This window comes from Alteromonas sp. AWQ4_252 (genome assembly GCF_056158205.1).
In genome coordinates, this window is sequence record NZ_JBSWSV010000001.1 from 4,078,795 (window position 1) to 4,102,338 (window position 23,544).

At 47.8% G+C, this 23,544-nt stretch carries 19 protein-coding genes and 1 riboswitch; of the genes, 4 read left to right on the top strand and 15 right to left on the bottom strand.

Annotated features, from left to right (window positions below; translation table 11 throughout):
• Positions 1-3: 3 nt before the first annotated feature.
• The 9 genes from mraY to ACXACM_RS17960 all read right to left on the bottom strand — a co-directional run bounded on the left by mraY (position 4) and on the right by ACXACM_RS17960 (position 10,203).
• The gene (gene mraY, locus ACXACM_RS17920; RefSeq protein ID WP_474823450.1) at positions 4-1,086 is read right to left on the bottom strand and encodes a phospho-N-acetylmuramoyl-pentapeptide-transferase; all 1,083 of its coding nucleotides are present in this window, start codon (positions 1,084-1,086) and stop codon (positions 4-6) included.
• Positions 1,080-2,483 (bottom strand): UDP-N-acetylmuramoyl-tripeptide--D-alanyl-D-alanine ligase, encoded by a 1,404-nt coding sequence (locus ACXACM_RS17925; protein ID WP_474823451.1) that lies wholly within the window; start codon positions 2,481-2,483, stop codon positions 1,080-1,082. The genes mraY and ACXACM_RS17925 overlap by 7 nt, the downstream gene beginning before the upstream one ends.
• A complete protein-coding gene (locus ACXACM_RS17930; protein ID WP_474823452.1) occupies positions 2,483-4,009 on the bottom strand; it encodes a UDP-N-acetylmuramoyl-L-alanyl-D-glutamate--2,6-diaminopimelate ligase in 1,527 nt (508 codons plus the stop codon). The genes ACXACM_RS17925 and ACXACM_RS17930 overlap by 1 nt, the downstream gene beginning before the upstream one ends.
• Positions 3,999-5,774 (bottom strand): peptidoglycan D,D-transpeptidase FtsI family protein, encoded by a 1,776-nt coding sequence (locus tag ACXACM_RS17935; protein WP_474823454.1) that lies wholly within the window; start codon positions 5,772-5,774, stop codon positions 3,999-4,001. Before ACXACM_RS17935 ends, ACXACM_RS17930 begins: the two co-directional genes overlap by 11 nt.
• A complete protein-coding gene (gene ftsL / locus ACXACM_RS17940) occupies positions 5,771-6,112 on the bottom strand; it encodes a cell division protein FtsL (RefSeq protein WP_474823455.1) in 342 nt (113 codons plus the stop codon). The genes ACXACM_RS17935 and ftsL overlap by 4 nt, the downstream gene beginning before the upstream one ends.
• The gene (gene rsmH / locus ACXACM_RS17945; protein WP_474823456.1) at positions 6,109-7,044 is read right to left on the bottom strand and encodes a 16S rRNA (cytosine(1402)-N(4))-methyltransferase RsmH; all 936 of its coding nucleotides are present in this window, start codon (positions 7,042-7,044) and stop codon (positions 6,109-6,111) included. The genes ftsL and rsmH overlap by 4 nt, the downstream gene beginning before the upstream one ends.
• Positions 7,041-7,499 carry a division/cell wall cluster transcriptional repressor MraZ gene (gene mraZ / locus ACXACM_RS17950; protein ID WP_474823458.1) on the bottom strand — a complete coding sequence of 153 codons (459 nt, stop codon included), beginning with the start codon at positions 7,497-7,499 and terminating at the stop codon, positions 7,041-7,043. The genes rsmH and mraZ overlap by 4 nt, the downstream gene beginning before the upstream one ends.
• Positions 7,500-7,840: 341 nt before the next feature.
• Positions 7,841-9,289 carry an ATP-binding cassette domain-containing protein gene (locus tag ACXACM_RS17955; RefSeq protein ID WP_474823459.1) on the bottom strand — a complete coding sequence of 483 codons (1,449 nt, stop codon included), beginning with the start codon at positions 9,287-9,289 and terminating at the stop codon, positions 7,841-7,843.
• 149 nt (positions 9,290-9,438) lie between these two features.
• Complete coding sequence (locus ACXACM_RS17960; RefSeq protein ID WP_474823460.1) at positions 9,439-10,203, bottom strand: SapC family protein; 765 nt, start codon at positions 10,201-10,203, stop codon at positions 9,439-9,441.
• 493 nt (positions 10,204-10,696) lie between these two features.
• On the opposite strand from ACXACM_RS17960, the gene ACXACM_RS17965 reads away from it, so the two are divergent.
• On the top strand, positions 10,697-11,911 hold the full coding sequence (locus ACXACM_RS17965) for a dipeptidase (protein WP_474823462.1): 1,215 nt from the start codon (positions 10,697-10,699) through the stop codon (positions 11,909-11,911).
• Between the two features lie 55 nt (positions 11,912-11,966).
• Here the strand turns inward: ACXACM_RS17965 and ACXACM_RS17970 are convergent, their stop codons facing one another.
• The 5 genes from ACXACM_RS17970 to ACXACM_RS17990 all read right to left on the bottom strand — a co-directional run bounded on the left by ACXACM_RS17970 (position 11,967) and on the right by ACXACM_RS17990 (position 18,485).
• Positions 11,967-13,676, bottom strand: coding sequence for a potassium/proton antiporter (locus ACXACM_RS17970; RefSeq protein WP_474823463.1), 1,710 nt, complete (start codon positions 13,674-13,676; stop codon positions 11,967-11,969).
• 33 nt (positions 13,677-13,709) lie between these two features.
• Positions 13,710-16,244: a protein translocase subunit SecD gene (secD, locus tag ACXACM_RS17975; RefSeq protein WP_474823465.1), complete on the bottom strand. Its 2,535-nt coding sequence runs from the start codon at positions 16,242-16,244 to the stop codon at positions 13,710-13,712.
• A gap of 52 nt (positions 16,245-16,296) precedes the next feature.
• Positions 16,297-16,683 carry a hypothetical protein gene (locus ACXACM_RS17980; RefSeq protein ID WP_474823466.1) on the bottom strand — a complete coding sequence of 129 codons (387 nt, stop codon included), beginning with the start codon at positions 16,681-16,683 and terminating at the stop codon, positions 16,297-16,299.
• Positions 16,684-16,838: 155 nt separating this feature from the next.
• Positions 16,839-17,243, bottom strand: a complete 405-nt coding sequence (locus ACXACM_RS17985) for a YybH family protein (protein WP_474823468.1) — start codon at positions 17,241-17,243, stop codon at positions 16,839-16,841.
• A 174-nt stretch (positions 17,244-17,417) separates the two neighbouring features.
• The gene (locus tag ACXACM_RS17990; RefSeq protein ID WP_474823469.1) at positions 17,418-18,485 is read right to left on the bottom strand and encodes an alpha/beta hydrolase; all 1,068 of its coding nucleotides are present in this window, start codon (positions 18,483-18,485) and stop codon (positions 17,418-17,420) included.
• A gap of 244 nt (positions 18,486-18,729) precedes the next feature.
• A riboswitch (cyclic di-GMP riboswitch) is annotated at positions 18,730-18,818 on the top strand.
• An 88-nt stretch (positions 18,819-18,906) separates the two neighbouring features.
• On the opposite strand from ACXACM_RS17990, the gene ACXACM_RS17995 reads away from it, so the two are divergent.
• From ACXACM_RS17995 to ACXACM_RS18005, 3 genes are all read left to right on the top strand, one after another.
• Positions 18,907-19,602, top strand: coding sequence for an AAA family ATPase (locus ACXACM_RS17995; RefSeq protein WP_474823470.1), 696 nt, complete (start codon positions 18,907-18,909; stop codon positions 19,600-19,602).
• Positions 19,562-19,894, top strand: a complete 333-nt coding sequence (locus tag ACXACM_RS18000) for a ribbon-helix-helix domain-containing protein (protein WP_474823471.1) — start codon at positions 19,562-19,564, stop codon at positions 19,892-19,894. Before ACXACM_RS17995 ends, ACXACM_RS18000 begins: the two co-directional genes overlap by 41 nt.
• Before the next feature lie 94 nt (positions 19,895-19,988).
• Positions 19,989-22,121 (top strand): diguanylate cyclase, encoded by a 2,133-nt coding sequence (locus tag ACXACM_RS18005; protein ID WP_474823473.1) that lies wholly within the window; start codon positions 19,989-19,991, stop codon positions 22,119-22,121.
• Positions 22,122-22,162: 41 nt separating this feature from the next.
• Here ACXACM_RS18005 and prsR read toward each other — a convergent pair whose 3' ends face one another.
• The gene (gene prsR / locus ACXACM_RS18010; RefSeq protein WP_474823475.1) at positions 22,163-23,524 is read right to left on the bottom strand and encodes a PEP-CTERM-box response regulator transcription factor; all 1,362 of its coding nucleotides are present in this window, start codon (positions 23,522-23,524) and stop codon (positions 22,163-22,165) included.
• Positions 23,525-23,544 lie beyond the last annotated feature (20 nt).

The window sequence follows — 23,544 nt, forward strand, 5'->3', positions numbered from 1 at the left end:
GAGTTACCGTAGTTTTAAGGTCGCCAGACCTACTAGTACAAGAATAAGCGAAATGATCCAGAACCTTACAATCACCCGGGGCTCTGGCCACCCTTTTAATTCAAAATGGTGGTGAATGGGCGCCATGCGAAAAATACGCTTTCCCCTTAGTTTGAAAGACCCTACCTGCAAGATTACAGACACAGTCTCCATGACAAATACGCCGCCCATAATGATCAAAACAATTTCCTGGCGCACCAGCACAGCTAGAATGCCGAGAGTACCACCGAGTGCCAGTGAACCTACGTCCCCCATAAATACTTGTGCTGGGTAGGTATTAAACCAAAGGAAACCCAATCCGGCTCCCACAATGGCAGTGCATACAATGACCAGTTCGCTGGTAAGGGGAATATGAGGAATGTTGAGGTATTCGGCAAAATTCACATTGCCGGTGACATAGGCGAAAATAGACAAAGCGCCAGCGACAAGAATTGTAGGCACAATAGCAAGGCCGTCCAATCCGTCGGTAAGATTCACTGCATTTGACGTTCCTACCAACGCAAAATACACCACCACCATGTAAAACAACCCTAACTGCGGCATGACTTCCTTAAAGAAAGGCACCAGCAACGACGTTTCAGCCCCCAGATCAGCAGAAGCATAAAGGTAAAAGGCGACGCCAATCGCAATGACTGATTGCCAGAAGTACTTCCACCTGGCGATTAGACCCTTAGCGTCTTTGCGAATCACCTTTCGGTAGTCATCAACGAAACCAATAATGCCATACCCAATTACTACCCCGAGCGTTACCAGGACATAGCGGTTGGTGAGATCGGCCCATAACAGCACGCTTGTTACGATGGCAAAAAGAATTAGCAGCCCACCCATGGTAGGTGTTCCTGCTTTGGACAAATGGCTTTGTGGGCCATCGTCCCTTACAGTTTGTCCAATTTGAAGACGTTGCAACCAGCGGATCATCTTAGGCCCAATGACAATGGCAATGAGCAATGCCGTCAGGGTACTCAGAATTGCTCGTAACGTCAGATACGAGAAAACGAAAAAACCCGGTTCAAATTGTTTAAGCCAATCGGCCAGCCATATCAACATGCAATGCGCTCCCGACGGCGTTCAAACTTTCCCAGGCGCGATACCTCAATGGCATCCACAACCCTTTCCATTCGCGCACTACGCGAACCTTTTACTAACACCGAAATATCCCGCTGATCAGCCATGACGACCTCGCTTAGCTGTGCCATCAGAGAATCAATATCGCTAAAGTGAAACCCTCGTTCCCCATATACTGCACTGGCGCTTTGGCTCAGGCTTCCCAGTGTAAACAAGAAATCGATACCTTTTTGTTCGGCATACTCGCCAACCTGTTGATGATAGAAGCGTGCTTTTTCCCCAAGTTCGGCCATATCTCCCAGGATCAGTACGCGAAGACCTGAAAAGCTGGACAGTGTATCAATAGCCGCATTCACAGATGCCACATTGGCGTTGTAGGTATCATCCAGCAGCCTGAAGTGTGCTGAGAGCGCTTTTACGTTTAACCGCCCTTTCACTTGGGCCATATCGAGTAAACCCGCTTGCACATCCTCCAGTGTTGCACCTACTTCCAGACTAAGCGCCGCTGCTAACATGGCGTTGCCAACGTTGTGCGCGCCTGGCACTTTCAATTGAATGGCAATCTGCCCTTGAGGCGTAATCAGATTAAATTCAGCGCAGCCATCTAAACCAATAGTTATGTCGTCTGCACGAAAATCTGAATGGTTTTGTTGATGGGGGGAAAATGTTTTAACTCTGTTGTATTTGAGTTTGCCCAACCAAAATTCGGCAAACTGACTGTCTGCGTTAACAAAGGCTGTGCCGTTTGCTCCCAACCCCTTAAAAATTTCACTTTTTGCTCGTGCGACGCCAAGTAAACTGCCAAACCCTTCAAGGTGAGAAGCGGCTGCGTTCACGATGGTCGCAACATCGGGTTTTACCAGATCAGTCGTATACGCAATTTCGCCCTGATGATTGGCACCCAGTTCCATCACTGCAAAATCATGCTCAGGCGTCAACCTCAGCAAGGTCAGAGGTACACCTATGTCATTATTGAAATTACCCGCAGTAGCCAGCACATTACCCCGACGAGCTAAAATGGCGGCAGTCATTTCTTTCACAGTTGTTTTGCCGCTGCTGCCTGTAATAGCGATAGTTTTTGGCGCAACATGTGCTTTTACCGCCTGACCCAATAATCCCAAAGCCAGTTTTGTATCTTCAACCATAATCACAGGCAGCGTTGTTTGCACAGGCTCGCTTGCAACTACGGCACTTGCACCAGCCTGCTGTGCTGATGCTACGAAGCGGTGACCGTTAAAATTTTCACCACTGAGTGCAATATACACGTCCCCTTGTTTGAGGGTACGCGTGTCGGTGCTTACACCATTTACTTCCCGGTCATCCCCCTTGAGGGTGCCTTTCACTTTGTCGGCAATCCAGGACAGCGTTGCGTTAATCATTAGCTGTACTCCCTTTGCAAGCGTGCTACCACTGCTCGCTCGTTATAATTTTTCTTTTGGTCACCGATGATTTGGTAATCTTCGTGGCCTTTGCCAGCCACCAGGATCAAATCTCCCGGTGCCGCCTTATTCAGGCAGTAGCGAATGGCCGTCTCTCTGTCAGGCTCATCCACTGCAACCGTGGATGATGTCAGTCCCGCTCTTATATCCGCCGCGATTGAATCAGGCGATTCAGACCGGCTGTTGTCTGTGGTGATAACCACGTGCTGCGCACCCGCCTCGGCAGCACTGCCCATTAATGGACGTTTGCCTTTGTCTCTGTCTCCACCACAACCAAAAATGCACCACACTTCGCCATTGGTATGGACTCGCACACTCGCCAGTGCTTTTTCAAGTGCATCAGGGGTGTGTGCGTAGTCGACAATCACATTGGCATGGTGTTCAAAGTGGAACACTTCCATGCGTCCTGCCACCGGCTTTACGCCAGGCAACAGGCTTAACACATCCTCAAATCGAAGCCCCTGAACCAGCATAACGGCAATAACCGCCAGCAAATTCTGTACGCTGAAGGCACCGAGTACAGGAACATTCACATTGCGGCTTCCCCAGCTTGTTGTTAGGGTGAACTGACATCCATCTGCATGGTATTCCACATTTGTGGCCAAACAATGGCGATGTTCTGACAATTCTGCGGGTAAAGATTGCAAGCCATACCACACCGTTTCGATACCGTCAGGTTTATTGAGGTGCCAATTCTGGCTTTCCTGATCATCGAGGTTCACAACAATAGTGTTCACACCGGGAAGCGCCATGGCTTGTCTTTTTGCCTTTGCGTACTCTTCCATGGTGAGGTGATAATCCAGATGATCCCTGGATAAATTAGTGAATACAACGATATCGGTTTTTACCTGACTCAATCGCCCTTGAACCAAAGCATGGGACGAGGCTTCAAATGCTACTTGCCGAGCGCTTTGTTGCACAAACTCTGCCAAAATGTACTGCATGCGAATCGCATCGGGGGTAGTGTTGCCTCCTGGCGTGGCATCCCACTGTGTATCTTCCCCCAGGTAGATCCCCGCCCCTAACGTACCGACAGCGCCACACCGGGTACCACTTTTCGTAGTGAGTTGAGAGAGCATTTGTACTACCGACGTTTTCCCATTTGTACCGGTAACAGCAATCGAGCGCATTTTTGTTCCCGGGTAATCGTAAAAAGCGCCGGCTAATGAAGACAAAATGTCTCTTAATTCATACAGATGAACAATAATTGTCGTGCCGCGCATTTCCATACGACCGTGTTCGCGAACTTTTTCTGTCTGCGCGAGAATGGCTTTGGCTCCCAGACTTATGGCCTGAGGAACAAACGCACGTCCGTCCTGGCTATGCCCGTTGACGGCCACAAACGCCAGTTTAGGTGTGACTTCACGACTATCTAAAGTGAGGCCCTGAATGCGTACATCAGGAGCGTTAATGCCAAATTTGGCCAGCAGAACACCCAAACTTTGTTCAAAAGCGCTAACTACCATTACGACCTCCATCCAACCACTTGGTTGACGTAACCTGTTTATCATCAGGCGGAATATTCAACAGTTGCAACGCGCCACCCATGATTTCCGAAAATACAGGAGCAGCGGTATCACCAGCGTGATATAAATCGCCACCCGGTTCGTTGATGAGTACCACAGTGACAATCTGGGGGTCAGACAAAGGCGCTACACCAGCGAATATATTCACGTATTCATCACCGTAACCCCCGGCTATGGCTTTACGGCTGGTACCGGTTTTTCCGCCAACGCGATAACCCGGAACGGCAGCTTTAGTGGCTGTTCCGCCACGCTGTGTCACACTTTCCATCATGGCGAGTAGTGCCCGCGCATGTTCGGCTGAAACCACCCGTTGAGGTTCTGGTTTATACCCGGTGCTTTGAGGTTGCTTCACGATATTCAAAGGGACACTTACCCCGCCGTTCGCCAGCGTGGCGTACATACGGGCAAGTTGGGCCGTGGTAACGGAAATTCCATAACCAAAAGACAGCGTGGCCAGTTCAAAATCAGACCAGCGACTGCGTTCGTGAAAAATGCCATTGCTTTCGCCGGGCATGTTGGTGCCAGTATCACTCATCAAACCCATGTTGTAATACGTATCAAGCAAGAAGGGTTTGGGCACGCCCAGGGCAAGTCGGGATGTGCCCATATTGGAAGAGTGCTGGATAATTTCTTCCAGCGTCAATTTGCCATAATTTCTGGTGTCTTTTACCAGACTGCCGCCAAGGCGCATCCAACCAGGATGAGTATCGACGATGTCTCCCACATCCACACTGCCAAACTCAAGCGCTGACAACACAGCCAGAGGCTTTAAAGAGGAACCTGGTTCAAACGCATCGGTAATAACCCTGTTCCGCATCCTGTGCGGGGAAGCGTCGCTTCTGTCATTAGGATTAAACGAAGGGGCATTAACCATGGCAAGCACATCACCACTGTGAGCGTCGAGCACAATCGCCGATGCTGAGGCAGCCTGGTAATAAATCATGGCCTCTTTAATTTCACGGTACGCAAGCGCTTGAATTCGCTGGTCAATGGTAAGCTTCAGATTGCCAGCATCCTCACCGTCCGTTGACTTGAGGATTTCTACCTGCCGCCCTTTCGCGTCACGGCGAATAACCTTGGAGCCCGGCGTGCCTGTAAGCCAGTCGTCGTACAGTCTTTCCAGCCCTTCTATGCCGGTGTCGTCCACATCTGTTATGCCGATTAACTGTGCAGTCACTTCTCCATTGGGGTAGTAACGACGACTTTCTCTTCGCAGATAAATGCCGGGAATATCCAGTTTTGCCACGTAGTCAGCCATGGCTGGTGATACCTGGCGCTGTAAGTATACAAATCGGCGTTTGGGGTTTTGCACCTTGCTACGCAAGGTTTCTACATCACGTCCCAATACATCAGCAAGCGCTTCCCAACGTTCGCGCTGCTCCAGCCCACCTTGTTCGTGAATGATTTTTGGATCGGCGTAAATTGCTCGTACCGGTACACTCACAGCAAGCTCTACACCGTTGCGGTCGGTAATTATGCCCCGATACGTAGGCATATCGCGGGTGCGCATGGTCCGGTAATCACCTTGCTGAATCAGGTTGTCCGGCGCAATGACCTGAATATACGCAGCTCGCGCTCCCAAACCGGCAAAAACGCCCACTACAAGCGCGATTACCAAAAGGAAGCGCCAATGCATCAGCGATGGCGTGACATTCTGTTTCGCGCCTTTTTTTACTTTCTTTTCTGACATGGTAAACGGATTCATTTTAATTTCACCACCACTTCCTGATCAGCCGTGGGGCGATACATATCGAGCTTCTTCTCTACTTCGCTTTCAATTCGATTGTGTTCAGTCAGGGCGCGCTGCTCCAACACCAGGTTGCGCCATTCCACATCCAGATCATCTTTCTCCTGCATCAGCTTTTCCATTGCTATGTTTTGCTGACGATTGAGATGACTCCCAAGCACGACTGCCAACGCAGTTGACACAACCATTAAATACAACAAAACCCGCAACTTGTTGCGGGTCAAATCTGAGACCAGGATCAGCACCAGGCTGAAGTTTGTAGGGGCTGTTCCCCTCTCTTGCCGGCGCTGGCTCATAACTTTTCGGCCACCCTAAGTACCGAGCTTCTGGAGCGCACATTTCGTGCTACCTCCTCCTCGGATGGCTTTATGGCTTTCCCCAATCCTTTGAGCACTTTTTCAGCATCTATCTCTGCTTGGGTAACCGGTAAATTGTGAGGTACTACTTTGCCCCGACTCTGTTCCTTAATAAAACGCTTCACCAGGCGATCTTCCAGGGAATGAAACGAAATCACAGCCAGTCGTCCACCCGGAGAAAGTACATCCACCGCAGCCTTTAAACCCACCCGCAACTGATCAAGCTCGGCATTGATGTATATTCGAATACCCTGAAATGCCCGGGTAGCGGGATGTTTGTATTTGTCTTTAACCGGTACCGCTTTATCAATAATCTCAGCAAGCTCAGCGGTTCTTGTAATAGGTGAGGTTTGGCGATGTTCTACAATGGCATGGGCAATACGCTTGCCAAATTTCTCTTCTCCAAATTCTTTAATAACCTGTGTGATGTCCTGCTCATCAGCCTCTGCCAGCCACTGTGCCGCGCTTTGTCCACGACTGGTATCCATGCGCATATCCAACGGGCCATCTTTCATAAAACTAAAGCCCCGACTGGCATCGTCTAATTGCGGCGATGACACGCCAAGATCCATCAATACGCCATCGATTTTTCCAGTGAGTGACATACCTTCAATCACAGTAGCCATGTCACCAAAGGGTTCGTGAATGATGGTAAAACGAGGGTCGTCTTCGTATTGCCTTGCAGCTTCAATGGCTTGAGGATCACGGTCAAAGGCGATCAAACGTCCATTGTCACCCAAATTATCAAGAATTTTCCCAGAGTGACCGCCACGGCCAAACGTAGCATCGATGTAGATACCACCAGGCTTGATTGCCAGGGCTTCAATGCACTCATCAAGTAACACAGAAACGTGACTAAACGGGTTACTCATAACGAAAATTCCTGCAGGCGGTCGGTTAATTCAAAGGTACCGTCGCGCTCAGTTTCCATATCCGCGTCGATTTGTTTCGCCCAAATTTCTGCATCCCATATTTCAAATTTGTTAAGCTGTCCTACGAGCATCACTTCTTTGCTGAGGTTAGCGTGTTGGCGTAAGGGAGCAGAAAGGAGAAAACGGCCGCTTTTGTCCATGTCACCTTCGGTGGCATAACCAAGAAGCAGCCGCTGCATCCGGCGTTCAGCCGGGATCATACTTGAGAACTTACTCAGTTTGAGTTCGATCTCCTCCCATTCGGGAAGCGGGTAAAGCAGCAAACAGCTTTGCTGTGTATCGATAGTGCAGACCAGTTGTCCGTTACAATCATCCAGAAGCGACTGGCGGTATTTTGTTGGTATAGCCAGTCTACCTTTGGGATCCAGATTGATTGCATTAGCGCCGCGGAACATTCCCCTAGCCTTTTATTTTGTGCTCTTGTTGTTCTTGTTTTCTGAGTACCGACCTGCAAATGTTGATGATGCGATCCACAATTTGCCACTTTTACCCACTTGTTGAACAGTTTGGTCCCAACATTCCCCACTGTCAAGTAAAAACAGGCCTACAAGCCACGTATTTTCTGGCCTGGGCACTGTTTTTACATACAGTTGTATGTGCAAAACCTATGAAAATATGACAAAAAAGTCATGAATTGGTGGATAAATTAATTTGAAGGGATGAAGAGAAACGTCTCAGTTACAGGCCAGACCTGCACTAAAAGTAAGAAGAAAACCGGGTTACACCGCTTTTCATTTTATGCAGGCGGAGAGAATTGCATCATATCAAGCACCCTGTTGACGCCTGCTATGCGATCTTCTTTGTGATGATTGACATAGAGCAGCGTACTTTCCCCGGCATTGGCGATAACCCCCAACAAAGACAGCACTTTGAGCCGGTTAATTTCATCAAGACCATTGCAGGGTTCATCGAGAATAAGCAAAGTAGGATGCTTTACCATGGCGCGAATGATCAGTAACAAGCGTTGGTCGCCAAAGGATAACGACTGAAACGGCGTGCTCGCCTTATCAGCCATGCCCGCCAGGGTAAGCCATGCTGTCGCCAGTTGCTTTTGTTTGGTTGTTGGCTGCTCGTACAGGCCAATGCTGTCATAAAAGCCCGACAATGCTACATGTAAGACAGAACAATTCACCCGGTACTGCAAGTGAAAACTATTGGATACTAATCCAATGTGTTGTTTGATATCCCAGATACTTTCTCCACTGCCTCGCTGAAAGCCGAACACCATAAGGTCGTTGGTGTAACAATGAGGATCATCACCGGTAATCATGTTAAGTAAACAGGTTTTTCCCGAACCATTCGGTCCAACAACCTGCCAATGCTCCCCTTTGTTGATTTGCCAGTTTAGTGAACTGAAAATGGCTCTGCCGCCGTAGCTTACTTCACCATCACACAAGCGAACCAGCACATTGTCTTCATTGGTCATGTTTGGCGCATATCTGTCTTCGTCTTTCTCTGGCAGAGTTTGCGGCACGCTTTCTAAGTGAAGAAGGTGATGAAGGTGTTTCCTCTCCTCATCGCCGAGCACACTACCAAAAGACTGCCCCGCTATTCTGCCTTGCTGCATAACAATAAACCGACACGCGTAATCCGGAATTTCACTTAACCGGTTAATAGCAATAACTTGCGTACATTGTTGACGAATGTCCTTGAGATAGGTTCCTAGGAATGCACTGGATTCAGCATCCAACCCGTCCCAGGGTTCATCGAGAATAAGCGCGTCCGGCGTATCTAATAGTGTTTTTACCAACAGCACCTTGCGGGTTTCCCCCGTTGATAGCCCAAGAAAATGACTGTCTAGAAAATGTGCCATACGCAGCCCTTTGGTAAGCGTCTGAAAGCGCAATTCCTGCTCTGGCGTGAGTGTTGGATGGTTGCGAAATATGACTTCTCTGGCAGTACTAGGAATAGGAACTATATCCAGGATATCGGCATCGTCTTTCTTTTTTTCTTCGGCAATCAACGCCAGTTGCTGGGCGGTACTGACCCACCCGACATTACCGTTAACAAGACGCTGCCCTTTCTGACACTCGCCTTCACCAGCTAGCACTGCACTTAAGGCAGATTTGCCACTGCCGTTTGCACCGACTACTATCACGTGTTTACCTGCTTCGATGTGACAGGCTTCCACATAAAAAGAAAAGTCGGGATTTAATGCCACAGTACATTGCTTTATTTCGATCATATTACTCTCCTGCTATCAGTCTATGATGCAGCAGTATGGACAGCTATGTGGATGAATGAGATAGCAGAGGATTTTATCGACGAGGTCCTACGATATTCAGCCATCGCTAAGAGTTTGACTGAAATTAACGCAGGACCTGTGCTTAGGTATTACGCCTGTTCTGCTGGCTGTGCGTGGCCCGCATCCGAGGTAATTTGCATGTTTACAATTGGATTTTCAGTGCCGTTAGACAATTCAACCAAGCGGTTTAATTGGCCCATTGACAACATCATTGCATACAAAGCACCCAGGAAACCTTGTTTGTGAAGCTCTGTCACTTTCTCTTCAGGCAGCTCAATCAATCGTTTTTCATTGACGCTGAACATCCCGGTAACGTTACGCTGCTGACCGTCTTTATAAGTCACGCGGATCTGAATTGCATCAAGCAGCTCTAAATCAACCACAGCTTTGATGAAACGCTGAGTCAGCATTTCACTGTTCGCCAGATCGCCTAAGAATTTTTGACGGTTTTCAAGGAACTCTGATGGAGAGCCATCTTCTTTGAACAACGGCTGACCTTCTTCTGTACCAACCTGGTCACTGTTTTCGTCAATGTAAACACCGAGTTTTTCACCTTCAGGACGAATGTCGAAAGGGTAACGCAAGATGTTCATTGGTACAGCAGGCCCCTGCCATTTGTCACCTTGTAAAAACAGGTTCTGGCCTTGATCCATACCCAGCATTGCTACCGAATGATAACGCTCTGATTTAGGATCCTGGATGAATACCAACGGCATAGAAGCAGCCAGTTGTGCATATTCGCGAATGGAAGCAGCAGACAAATGCGTATTTTTTGCAAAAGCGAATGCGTTATTCACCGCTACTTTTAAGTCTTTGTGATTTTCTTTATTCAGCGGTATGTAGTTAATCGCCATAATTCTTTTCTCATTACGTTTGGTGGTGGTAATCGTTTAATTGGAATTCACCTGGGACGCCCCATTGGAGAAAGCCTGTGATACCTGCATTATCGCGTCAACACAATATGGATTGGCACATTCTTCAAACGCAGATCGGGAAAGGATCACCACGAAGATTATTATACTAGCCTGTTGCAGCTACTAAGCTCTAACAACAGGACGCGAGGCAGTATCCCGTATTTGGAACCGTAAGTCACGCGGGAAAACAATATCAAAATTTAAACTTTTATTACAAGCTTCTTTATCATTGCTAACAAACCGCCTTGCCGAACGGGGCTCCCATCTCTGTTTAGCTTCTTTTTCTGGTAGTTGACCTTTGCCTTTTACCTGGCGCGTTGTGACGTGAAGAGAAATTTCGTAGTCTAGGACGTGGAAAACGCTTCATTACCGTCGTACCAATAGCTGTCAAACTTCACACACCAGAATAACTAAGAAAAGAAAAGGAAATAAAATGAGACGATTGAAAAAAACGCCCTTGTCCTTACTGATACCGGCGTTCCTTGCGTTTGGAAGCGCGCAGTCGTTAGCCGAAGATGTCCCACCGCCATCTAAAGAGGCCAACAACATCGCCCAGGAAACCATTATTATTGATGGTCATATTGACGTGCCGTACCGTGTTCACCGCAAATGGGTAGACGTGAGCGTTGCCACCGAAGGCGGCGATTTCGATTATCCAAGAGCAAAGCAAGGCGGTTTGAATGCGCCTTTTATGTCTATCTATGTACCCGCCAGCCTCGACAATTCTGATGAATCGACCGCTGTTGCCCACCAGCTTATCGACCTTGTTGAAGCGATGGTATACCGCTCACCAGAGAAGTTCGCCATTGCCAAAACTGTGGCAGACGTACAAGCTCAGTTCGAAAAAGGCCTCATTTCTCTGCCTATGGGAATGGAAAACGGGTCGCCAGTTCAGGGTAGCATGGACAACCTCCACAGCTTCTACGAAAGGGGGATCCGCTACATCACACTCGCCCACTCATTGTCAAACCACATTTCAGACTCTTCTTATGACTTGCGCAGACAATGGAACGGATTAAGCCCATTTGGCAAAGAACTGATCGTCGAAATGAACAACCTGGGCATTATGGTTGATATTTCACACGTCTCTGACAAAGCATTTTATCAAGCGGTGGAAATAAGCAAAGTGCCGGTAATTGCGTCTCACTCATCCTTGCGTAAATACACACCGGGTTTCGAACGCAACATGAATGACGATATGGTGAAGAAGCTGGGTGAAAACGGCGGCGTTATCATGATTAACTTTGGTTCGAGTTTTGTATCCAAAGAAACTCAGGATTGGCGTAACAATCTCACTAAACAGAAAAATAAACTCATCGAAGAATTGGGCAAAGACAGTCCTGAAGTAAAAGCTTTCGATGAAAAGTACCGCAAGGAAAACCCGTATCCTTATTCCACGTTAAGTCAGGTACTTGATCACATTGACCACGTGGTAGCCTTAATTGGCATCGACCACGTTGGTATAGGCTCTGATTATGACGGTGTAGGCGATTCACTTCCGGTAGGGTTAAAAGATGTTTCTACCTACCCTAATTTGGTTCAGGGCATGCTGGATCGAGGATATTCAAGAGCTGACATCGAAAAAGTGTTAAGCGGTAACTTTTTACGCGTATGGTCTGCGGTTGAGGATTACGCGGCGAAACACTAAAGCCACTTTTCCTGCAACCTGTTTCATAGGTTGCAGGAAACCACATCCATCAGTATTAATCATTTAGCCGTGTATACTGAACAGCTGCAGCCCGATTATGCCGCACCGACTGAACGACCATCTCAGCATCGCTGGTTTTTACCACTGCGCTTTCTGCGAACGCTTCTCCAAGACGTTTTTTTAACATTTCATCCAGAGATTCGTCCTGATTTCCCACCAGTGTAATGCCGTAAGACAAAGCAATATCCTCAAGGCGCGCCGTTCCTTTCAACACCAATTCCCCCGATGCCAATGCCGCTTCGTTTAAGCATGTCGTATGGGAAAAAATACAATCGATAAATGCGCGCAAACCAGGCTTAATGACAATAAAAATATGATCTCCAGGCTGCAATACTGTGGACCCCCGCGGTGGAAACACTGTGTCGTTTCGACTCATCATGGCTATCACAGCTCCTTCGGGCAAGGCCAGCTCAGCCAGAGAGCGGTGCACGGCTTTTGCCGATTCCCCAAGGGTATACTGCACAATATCCACATTCACATCGCCCAATGCACTGATTTCCAGTGTAGCGGAAGGTGTCACAGGCGCGGGCTCAATGAGTTTGAGTTTTTTCGCCATCCACGGCAAAGTCGAGCCTTGTAACGTGGCTGATATTAACACCACAAAGAAAACGACGTTGAATATCAGGTAGGCTTGAGGGATATCGAACAACAAAGGAAAAATGGCCAGAATTATAGGTACGGACCCACGAAGCCCAACCCAGGAAATGAGCCCTACTTCACGTTTGCTAAACCCGGCAAAGCCCATGAAAGGCGCAACCGCTAACGGACGAGCCACAAAGATCAGGATCACCGCAATCAACAGTCCTTCCTGCCAAACTTTGAGTAAGGACGCGGGATTGACCAGTAACCCCAGCATCACGAACATACCAATTTGACTAAGCCATGCCAGCCCATCGTGAAACATAAACGTAGCACGCTTTAATACGAACCGGTTATTGCCGATAAACACGCCGGCAATGAAGGTTGCCAAAAAGCCACTACCGCCAAGGCTCGCTGATACTCCAAAGGTTAAAAAACCACAAACTGCGACCATAACGGGGTACAACCCTGCTGCGCTTAACTTAATTTTGTTGATCAGTTTTACCGCCAGCCAGCCAATACCCAGCCCAACGACGGCACCAACTCCAATTTGTTGAACAAACAAAACAAGAAGAGCCCACCCTGGCTCCATTTGTGCTGTGATTAGCTCCAGCAGACCTACGGTCAAAAAAATCGCCATGGGATCGTTAGACGCCGACTCAATTTCTAAGGTTGATTTAAGCCGGGGATTAATGTGCAAACCGGCATTGCGCAAAATAGAAAATACAGCAGCGGCATCAGTCGACCCCACGATAGCACCAATGAGTAAGCCAACTAGGGGGGGTAACCCGAGGATAAAAGCCGCTGCTAAGCCAGTAACCCCGGCAGTAATGGCAACCCCGAATGTGGCAAGGAAACCAGCGGGTTTCCACACCTGTTTAATAGAGGTGAAAGACGTTTGCAAGCCGCCATCGAACAAGATCATCGCCAGCGCCATTGTGCCAAGAGCATGGGCAGAAGTGGCATCATCAAATGCCAGGCCCAGGCCGTCCTCCCCGGCTAACATTCCTACCAGTAAAAACAACACGAGTAGTGGCAAGCCGAGTCTTGGCGATAACTTACTGGATAGAATACCAACAAACAGTAACACTGCGGCTACCAGAATTTGGTAATCAATGGCGAACATGCATGTCTCCCTTAACGTTTAAAATGTAACCGCCTATGGAATATGAGCGAGGGATTCCCTCACCTCTTCTGCTGTAGGCCTCAATTGTTTCAATCCTTTTTTCTCCCGCCTTTTTCCCAGATAGTACAAAATTGGCGAAGCAATAAAAATAGACGAACTGGTACCAATTACGATGCCAAAGAGCATAGGAAGGGCAAAACTCGCGACAGATGCCCCTCCAGCAATCCCCATAGGCAACAAAGCGAGCATTGTGGTAAACGACGTAAATAGCGTTCGTGTCAGGGTTGCCGATATACTGCTGTTAAGTACGTGCTCAATAGGTTTGTCCGGCGACATGCGAAAACCTTCCCGAATACGGTCAAACACCACCACTTTATCGTTAATGGAATAACCAATAAGGGCAAGTAGCGCCGCCACGGCAGTTAAATTGAACTCTAACCCAGTCAAGGCGAAGAACCCTATTGTTTTGGTTAAGTCCAGCGCAATCGTCGCCGTAGCCGCAAGGGCAAAGTGCGACTCAAATCGCATCCACAGGTAACACAAAATACCGCCCCCTGCGATGAGAATAGCTAAAATGGAAGCATCTGCAAAACCGTCGCTGACTTTCGCTCCCACCATATCAACCCGCGGAAAACTGGCATCGTCATCCAACGAGGTTACTGCGCTTTTTACCTGTGCAACCTGCTGACTTTGGGCAGCAGCCTGTTCAACCGGATCACTTAATTCCACCGACGGAACTCTTATGAGATAGCCCCCTTTTTCACCAAATTCCTGGATGCTTGCATCTGCCAGACCTTCTGTTGCCAGTGCAGACCTGAGGTTGTCTACAGAGACAGCGGGTGCGCTTACTTCCACCAAGGTGCCACCGGTAAAATCAACGCCATATTGTAAGCCAGGAGTGAAAAACAACACGACAGAAGCAATGGAAAGCACTGCCGATACAGTCAAACCAATCACTCTGCCGCGCAAAAAGTTGATCGGCTTTTTACTCAGTTCGTTTAACCAGGATACACCTGGGAACCGCAGTGTTTCGCGCTCTTGCTTTCTGGTAAACCACCGCATGAGCATTTTCGTAACTGCGATGGCAGTAAACATTGACGTGAATAAGCCAATCCCTATTGTGATAGCAAAGCCTTTGATAGGTCCACTGCCGAAGAGGAACAGTAAACTCACGGCAATGAGGGTTGTGAAACTCGAATCGAGAATAGTCGCCCACGCTTTTTCAAAGCCTGCAGTAATAGCCGCTGCTGCGCCCCGCCCTTTTCGGGATTCTTCTTTAATACGTTCGTTGATCAATATGTTAGCGTCTACCGCCATGCCCAAAGTAAGAATAATTCCCGCAATGCCCGGCAACGTCAAAGTGGCACCAAAACCGCTGAGGATCCCGAATATGAGGCCCATATTAATGCTAAGGCTAAGGCAGGCGATAATACCCCAACGGCGGTAAAGGGTTGTCATGAACGCCAAAACCAGGGCCGCACCTATTAAGCCAGTTGTTACGCCCATTTGTATGGCATCACTTCCCAAATCCGGCCCCACCGTGCGCTCTTCTATCACAGTGAGGGGAACAGGTAACGCACCAGCTCTTAGCATTAACGCTAAATCCTTGGCTTCTGCGGCGGTAAACTGACCACTTATTTCACCTCCACTGGCACCAATTACAGATCGAATGACAGGTGCCGTAATAACCTTGTTGTCGAGTACAACGGCAAGAGGTTGGCCAATATGAGCTCGCGTCATATCGGCAAAAATCTTGCCGCCAACAGTGTCTAGTTTAAAATTCACTACCGGGCTGCCAGTATTGGGGTCGAAGGCGAGCTGAGCATCTGTGATGTGCTCTCCTTCCATGGCAACCCGCTTTTCCAAACGATATTGCTGGCTGCCAGCGCTATCCGGCACAGTGATAGTCGCTACCTTTTCACCCTCTTGTACCACCCAGTGAAATTGCATCTGTGCGGTTGTACCAAGCAATTCTCTGATGCGGGATGGATCTGTTACGCCAGGCATCTGAACTAACACGCCACCATTACCCTGACGGGAAATACCAGGTTCCACCAGACCGGTTTCGTCTAACCGGTGACGCACAACCTCAACACTGCGTTCAAGGGCATCAGTGACTAAGCGTTCTTCATACGCTTCAGTAAGCGTAAATGTGTAAATCCCCTCGTTTTCAGCAACGTTGAACTGAGGTTGACCACTACCGTCATAGCGATAAGAAGAGGTGATTTCCCACATTTGCTGTCGCTCGGATGCTGAGCCTTTGAACAAAAGCTCCAGAGTATGCTGCTTTGTCGATTTAACCTGATAATGAATACCAGCTTCACGTAAATCCCTTAACAGACTTTCTTTCATATCATCAAATGCTTTGTCGAGTAATGGCTGTGTATCGGCCGACAAAAGCAAATGGGAGCCGCCTTGTAAGTCTAAGCCAAGGGCGAGCTGATTTTGTGTATACCATTGTGGCAAATGTTGTTGTATTGACGTGGGCAATACATTGGGTACTGCACTCAACAAGCCGAGTACAATCACGAGTGCGTATATCACGCCTCGCGGTGAAAACAGTTTCATAAGTTATCCTTTTAACGTTGTAAGAATGGGCCGGGCCCTTGTAAAACAAGCGTTAAAAGTAAGGTGGAGCTCTCGATAAAGGCCGGCTGAAGCGGCACTGAAGGCAGGGGTCAGCACTTACTACAAAGCCGGATTGAATACCGGCTATAAACCATTGCGGCCGTTGAACTGACAATAGGTCATTGGTCAGTATTGTATCGGGAACAGGCTCTATCGATTGACCCGTCGCGAACAAGCGAACAAAACCGAGATCTGTCCGACTGCTCAGTACTGCCGGATAATCGTAAGATCGGAAGCTATCTGAAAAGCTATCCGTCTGGATTTTACCCGCACTTGCTGCCGATATAGCGAAAGCCAGCCACAACAATATGACCCCGATGCGCATGGGCATCGCGGCGTTCACATGTGTCGATAAGCTGTTGATTGCAAGTGAGCGCATTAATTCGTGAACTATCGTTTCGTTTTAGGTGAGCGCGCCCCTTGTCCAACAAGAAACGAACCGCACAGTTCACGCTAATATGTGGTTTCGGTGCCGATTTTCAAGCTTGCAGATTAAAAAGGTTTGTTACGACACCTAAACACGGGTCTAGTTCGTCAGGCAAAGTCAATAATATCAACACCAAAGAAGTTATCGATAGCACATTGCCACTGACCATCAGTGTTTTTGCGAAACACATAAATAGCTTTTTTGACATGTCCTTCGGAAGTGTCTGCACTCTGTTTCGCACTAACATAGAGCTTACTGATCACCAACGCTGTGTCTCCAGCCTCCACTACGACATCGTCACCTTGTGATACCACATGGGCGGGCATGTATTTCGATTTAAATCCATCGAGGGCTTTCAGTAATTCTGTACGGGAAGTCATCATAGGTTTTTCAATTAATACAGCATCGTCGCGGTACAACGCTTTTAACGCCTGCGTGTCGTTTCTGTTTACCGCGCTATGCAAGGCTTGTAATTGATGTGAAACCGGGTGGTTCATGTCTGTCGTCTCCATGTTAGTACCGCAAAGACGCAAACAAAAAACCCGCCTTTGCGGCGGGTTTTAGTTAATCTTTACGTACTAGCACACCCGCCAACTTTTTAGAATAGCGAGTAGAATAATCAGTGCTGCAGGTTTTTGACTAAACATTATCAAGGTTACCTCTGTACGTGTAAAAGCAAATTAAGTCTAATTGGCAGTACTGTCAACAGATTTATCATCCTGCCTTTCAACTTCGTCTATAAAACTGTTGAGCATCATGAGCATTTGCCTGAAAAGCGGGTTCCCTTGGGGCACAGCGCATGAATCACGCAAATCCACTGCACTTTTATCAAAATGCATATCTATTACCATCTTGCTGCTGATCACTACGTCTGCATGGCATAACTGATAACTTTCATCAATGACAAACTGGGTGTTTATTTTCGTGGTGGTACGCGCCATGAGATCTTCGATGCCACTGATAGGCGTGGTGGTATCGGCTTGAGAATGCGCTGCAAAAACCGGCACATCAATGGTCTTCCCATCCTCAAACTGGTCTCGCACATCAGCAATCACCTCCATTAACTCCAGCCCCGTAAAACTTGCTATTGTCGGGTACTTGTAAGGGTTGGGCCCTTGCGTGACATAGTCTCCATCAATAAGGGAAGCCACCCACTGAATACCCCAAATTTTCGATAATCGCTCAACGCCGCTATCCAATGCCAGCGCGCCAGAAAATAGCATTATCGCGTCAACATTCTCAGGGCGAGACAGATAATACTGCACCGATAAGGCACCACCGGTTGAAAATCCACCAAGGTAGACCTCATCACTGATAGTATGTGCCACGTCAACTACATCACTAAGATGCGCAGCCCATTTATCCGACAACTCACTGTCACTCATTTCGTCGCTGGCGTCTAACTGACCATGACCGACATTTAGCGGCACGATAACCGTTAACCCCCTATCGTGAAGTGCCTGAGCGATACCCTTCATATAGAAAGGAGAGTCGCTCAACCCGTGGAGCAAAACGACTACGCCCGGTGTGGATTTGCCGTGATGTAAAATGTAGGGTGCGTTACCATCATTTCTCAACGCTGGCGAACACACGCTATACCGCTGAAATTCGCTGTTCGTGCACGCGCGAACTTGTCCAAACCTTGTCTCATAGAGACTCCGAAACTGGTCGAAGGCTGACTTGAGATCTGCCTGTGCCATGGATGATGCACTTAACAACACCAGAACTGCACCGGTGATAAATCGTCTCACCACACTTTTCTCCTTTCAGCGGGTATGAAAATTGATAACACACTGATACTAACAGATTCGGCTGAAAATAGAACGATATCCCTTTCAGAGCTTACAACTATCAAGGCTCACAGCCAATGACGCGCGGTGAGTTCGCCGCACACAGGTATATTTTTACATCCGTAAATATTGTCACGCATTCGCTTAATTGTTCTTCAATGTTGTATTGTAATTCTGTTAGCGAGTCATAGTTGAATACTCGTTTATTTGTTGAAAAAGGCAAAACGGTGCGAAAGCCCGTGACGCAAAGCTTCCGGTCTAACACAAAGTATTTGTCATGATAGCGGAGTTACCGAACACGATAAGCCTGCCTTCGGGCTGACTTGTTCACTTTTTCAGTCACATCCTTTAGCCGCTCTAAAGAGCGAAACCTGGAGACTAAACCATGATTGTATTGGTTGGTGGCGAAAAAGGCGGCAGTGGTAAAAGCTGTCTTGCTCAGAACATCGCTGTATATTTACGCACAGAAAAAAATGCCAGTGTATTGATGGTAGATTGTGATCCTCAGCGCACGACATCAGACTGGATCCAGGAACGCAAAGCTAACGATAGCCTGCCTTCCATTAATTGTGTGCAACTTTACGGGAAGATCCGCAACGAACTGCTTAGTTTGCGGGAGCACTATGACTATGTTGTAATCGACTGCGGTGGCCAGGATAATCTTGCACTGCGTTCCTCCATGGCGGTGGCAGATCACATTCTCATTCCCCTGCGTCCGAAAAGACGAGATCTAAAAACCGTGCCCCACATGGAAGACATTTTGTCGACCTGCAAAATGGTTAACCCGAACATGAACGCGGCATTTGTTATTACCCAGTGTCCTTCTCTTCCTTCATTAGCCAGTCGTATTTTGGAGGCTAAAGACGTATGTCGCTCCTTCGAAGTACCGGTACTCGATGCTGTGACTTACAGTCGAAATATGTACGATGATTCCGAAGAGTATGGTCAGTCGGTTATGGAAAGCGAACCAGAGGGTAAAGCCTCAAGTGAAATACGGTCTATCATTAAGGAACTGTTATCCCGACGCGAGGGGGAAACCTATGAGTCTATCCAGCCTCAAAAAATCCAAGCCGTCAGTTGAGCGCGTGAGTGCCGTTTCGGTTGATGACTTCATTAACGATGCTGTTAACTACGCCTCAGGGCAGGAAAGTGTGGTTCGCCCCCTGTATCCGGTGCCAAATGAGTCCGGAAGTAAAAGTGCCCCGGTAGTTCCCATGCGTAGGGCAACCTTTACACTGAGCGAAGAAACCATAGAACAATTGAAAACTCTTTCTTCGAATACGGGTATTTGTCGCTCCCGACTGATTCGAATTTGGGCCGATCTCTATTTCCGCGGCGATAGAGCTGCACTATATAGTAGTACTACGCCCTGAGAGGATTACAACTTTACTGTCACTAAAATTACTATAACAACAATCTTTAAAACACGTTTTTTTGCCACAACCGCAAATTCATATTAGGAAGATTATGAAACGTCGCCTGGCAGGTAGCCTACTTCTGCTATGTAGTGTGTTACAACCTGCAACTGCTATAGCATCGCAAACGGAATTAGCGATGAATATCAGCGATATGCTGGAACGTGTGCGTCACGCTTACAATGCCGGGCAAATTGATGCGGCCAGTGCATTGGCACAAACCCTGTTAACCCAGACACCAGCAACAGGCTTCCCTCTTCAGCATGCAAAAATTCAATTAGAACTCGGAAAAATCGCGGCACTTAAGAGCAGCTTCAACCTTGCTCTTCAGCATTTTAATAACGCTGAAAACCTTTTTTCTGAATTAGATCAACAAGCCTTTATGGCTGCCGTACATGCTGAAAAAGGCCAGGTATACTTCGCACAAGCCAAATACGAATCTGCCTTGGCGTTATTTGAACAGGCGAAGGCATTCTATCAAGCCCAGCAAGATAACACCGGCGTTGCAATGCAGCAGCTAAACATTGGTATTTTGCTCCATGCAGAAGGACGCATTGCTGAAAGCCTTCAGGCATTACAAGAAGCCCTGACCTTGCTGAGGCAGCAGAAAGACATGCCCAACGTAGCCCGGGCACTGTCAGAGATAGGCAGTGTATACGCTGATATGCAAAATTCTGAAAATGCTATTAAATACCTTATGGATGCCCTTGAGATTAATACGTCTCGCGGCCTTGCGTATGAGCGCGCACGAAACCACAGTGTTCTGGGTGAACTCTACTTGCAATCGGAGCAATTCGACTTAGCCGAACAACACCTCCTTGCTGCTTTTTCGTCTTTTACGATGATGAACGCGTCGCTGGACTCAGGTTCTGCACAAACTACTTTGGGTAAAGTTGCCGTCGCTAAAGGCGAAATAGAAACCGGCTTGCGCTTTCTTCGGGACGCCCTCTCCCAAGCCAGGGCCAGGGGTCACGCTTCCCTTGTGACGCAAATTCACATTGCATTGTCAGACGCATTTTACAAAGGCAATGATTTGGAGCGAGCGGCGAAACACGCTCAGTGGGCTTTCATTCAGGCAGAACGACATGGCGAACTCAATAATCAGATCCTTGCACAAGATAAAGCTTTACAAGCTTACCTCGCACGAGAAAATTACAAGGCCGCATTCGATGCCCTGTCCATCCGGACAAAGTTGAACGCTGAACAACTAAAAGCAGAAAAGCAGGTTTCACTGGGAAGAATAGAAGCTGAGCTTGAGATGGAACGGCAAGCGCAGGCTTTCGAGCTACAGGAAAAAAACCGCACGGTAGAGCTTGCCAGTGTCCGTCAGCAAAACTTGCAGAATATGTTGGCTCTGGGCAGTCTTGTATCGCTGTTATTATTCATTTTTCTCATTTGGAGCCGTTACAACCAATACCTGCAAACTAAACGTCTGGCGCGAGAAGTTAAGCACCGCACGGCAGAACTGGAAGACAAAAATCATCAGCTAGAAGAAGCTTTTCGCGCTTTGGAACAAGTGAGTATGCGCGACCCTCTCACAGGGCTTTACAATCGCAATTTTCTGAATGCCCAACTTCCTGGCGAAATTCACCGGGTCCAACATTTTTACAGCAGTCTTGACACTTCTGATTATCCCAATAATCAGGATCTTGTTTGCTTTCTTGTTGATATTGATTATTTCAAACGTATCAACGACGATTACGGGCACCTGGCGGGGGATCGTTTCCTCACTCAATTTACAGAAATTTTGCAGGAAGTTTTTCGTCAAACAGACTTACTCATTCGCTGGGGTGGCGAAGAATTCTTAGTTGTCTGTCGAAATGCAGACCGCGAGGACGCAGTGGATCTTGCCGACCGCCTCTTGCAGGCAGTACGGCAACGAGTGTTTATTTTGCCTGGAAATATTCGTATAAATGCGACCTGTAGTATTGGGTTTTGCGCCCTGCCAGTATGCAGGAAAAACCCTTTCGAACTTGACTGGGCAAAAACATTCGCTGTCATGGATTACTGCTTGTATGCCGCAAAACTTTCCAGCAGAAACTGTTGGGTTGGTGTGGTAGAAGGGTGTTGTGACGACGAGGCTAAAACACTACCGAATAAGTTAGAAACAAAATTTGGCTTTACTGTTACTAGTCTGCGTACCTCGCTTACCAATATCGCGAGTATTGAATGGCCTCAGGACTGACTGCTGTTCTAAAAAAAGAGAAGGGGCTAACTGCCCCCTTGCTACATACCGGTTTTTATATCTTCCATATGATACTTATCGATTAACGAATACAGCGTCGGACGGGTTACACCCAGTAGTTCCGCAGTTTTAGACATGTTTTTTCCGGCTGTTTGATAAGCTTTTCGGATAGCCCGGCTTTCTGCAAGTTCTCTCACTTCCCTGAGGTTGAGCGTCTCAGGTTCGCTATCGCCTCTTACAGACATTAAGCCTAGATCTTCTGCCTGAACGATTGAGCCTTCGGCCATAATAACGGCAGATTTCAACTTGTTTTGCATCTCGCGTATGTTACCCGGCCATTTGTGCGCTAACATGGCCTGAATGGCGTCATCCGAGAAGCTTTTTGCTTTTGCGCCAAACTCTTCCCGATACATATTCAGAAATGTTCGGGCAAGGAGAATAATATCCTGATCGCGATCCCTAAGCGGTGGAATGTAAATCGGAATTTCACCAACCCGGTAGTATAAATCTTCCCTAAACGTTTCCTCGGCTACCATTTGTTGCAAGTCTCTGTGCGTCGCGCAAATGACCCGGATGTCCACCGGTATTTCAGCGCGTCCGCCCACCCGCTCTATTACTCGTTCCTGCAGAAAACGAAGCATTTTGGCCTGTAAACCAATAGGCATGTCCCCGATTTCATCAAGAAATAAGGTTCCTCCTTGCGCTGTTTCTATCTTACCCAACGTGGTTTTATTCGCGCCAGTGAACGCCCCTTTTTCATACCCGAAGAGTTCACTTTCCAACAAGTTTTCAGGTATAGAAGCACAGTTGATAGCCACAAAGGGCTTGTCTTTACGGGGGCTATGTTCGTGAATACTTCTGGCAAATACTTCCTTCCCTGTTCCACTTTCGCCTTGTAACAGGGTACTGATGTCTGTGCCAGCAATTTTCTCTGCCTTTCGCATGACAGTCTGAATAGCGTCGGAATTACCGATAATTCGTCCCATCGCAGGGCGAGCTTTGGCCAACACACGGTTTTCATGTTCAAGGCTAGCGAGATTAAGCGCTCGCTGAACCAATAACTTTATGGTGTCTGAATCGATGGGTTTCTGGTAGAAATCGTAAGCGCCGAGGTCAATTGCTTTCAGCGCGTTTTCTTTGTCGTTGTTACCCGTTACAACAATAACTTTAGTACGAGGGGCAAGAGCAATGATTTCCTGAAGCGTTTTCAGTCCTTCCGAAGCGTTTGCCGGATCAGGTGGCAAACCGAGATCTAAAGTGACCACTTTAGGTTCATGCCGCCGAAGTTGCGCAATGGCAGCAGAACGATCATCGGCAAAAACCACGTTATAATCGGTAAAACTCCATTTTAATTGTTTCTGGATGCCGAGATCATCGTCGACAACAAGAATAGTATCCGTCATTGTATTACTCTCATCATAGG